This window comes from Haloparvum sedimenti (assembly GCF_001462205.1).
Classification (GTDB): domain Archaea; phylum Halobacteriota; class Halobacteria; order Halobacteriales; family Haloferacaceae; genus Haloparvum; species Haloparvum sedimenti.
Window position 1 is genome coordinate 1 of the sequence record NZ_LKIR01000015.1, and the last position, 1,048, is coordinate 1,048.

The window sequence follows — 1,048 nt, forward strand, 5'->3', positions numbered from 1 at the left end:
CGACCTCGGCGCGGTCGTGGCGTTCGACTACGACAGCGAGACGCTCGCGGATGAAATCTACGAGGCGACCGATGGCGAGGGTGTTGACGTGATTCTCGACCATCGCCTCGACGACTACCTCGGCCTCGATTTGACCGTGGCCGCCCAGAACGGGCGTATTGTCACCATCACAGGCGGAATCCCGGCGGTCGAGGACGCGCCGCTCCAACACAAGGAGGTCACCGTTCGAGGAATGGCCATCGCCAATACACCCGAACGCCGGCCCGTTCTCCGTCGCATCGCTCGCCTCGTGGAACGCGGCGACCTCACCGCCGAAATCGCCGAGACGTACGATTTCGAAGCGGTCGGCGAGGCCCATCGCGCCGTCACTGAGGGCGGGTACGTCGGCAAACTCGTCGTCCGTCCGTAATTCAGTCGTCTCGTGGTTGCTGAATGGTGTCTCCCGGCGTTCGACCGGACTGCGTTCGTTTCCCGGTCGAATAGACGATTGAAATCCGGTGTTGTGTATGAGGGAGAGTATCCCTTTGCACATTCAGGCTCTATCTTTAGGTAAAACCCAATCGTCAGTTGTTACGGGAAGAGAAACCAATGAGAGCACTGACATGGCACGGCGAAAACGACGTCCGCATCGATGACGTTCCCGACCCCGAAATCGAAAACCCGACCGATGCGGTGATCGATATCACGGCCACCGCCATCTGTGGCTCCGACCTCCACCTTTACGACGGCTACATGCCGTCGATGGAAGAGGGCGACGTTCTGGGTCACGAGCCGATGGGCGAAGTGATCGAAGTCGGCGACGAGGTCGAGACACTCGAAGAGGGCGACCGCGTGGTCGTTCCCTTCACGATTAGCTGTGGTTCGTGTTGGTTCTGCGAGAACGACCTCTACTCGCTCTGTGAGGACTCGAACCCGAATGCGGAGATGGCCCGTGAAAACATGGGCCATTCGCCAGCTGGCCTGTTCGGCTACTCACACATGCTCGGCGGCTTTGCGGGCGGGCAGGCCGAGCAGTTGCGGGTACCCTATGCGGACGTCGGCCCGGTCA

Annotated in this window: 2 protein-coding genes; both read left to right on the plus strand. The window is 60.7% G+C overall.

Annotation, left to right across the window (positions count from 1 at the left end):
* The coding region (locus AN233_RS01160) for a zinc-binding dehydrogenase (RefSeq protein WP_141654115.1) at positions 1 to 409 on the plus strand (409 nt) is incomplete at its 5' end.
* 179 nt (positions 410 to 588) lie between these two features.
* The coding region (locus AN233_RS01165) for an alcohol dehydrogenase catalytic domain-containing protein (RefSeq protein WP_176696599.1) at positions 589 to 1,048 on the plus strand (460 nt) is incomplete at its 3' end.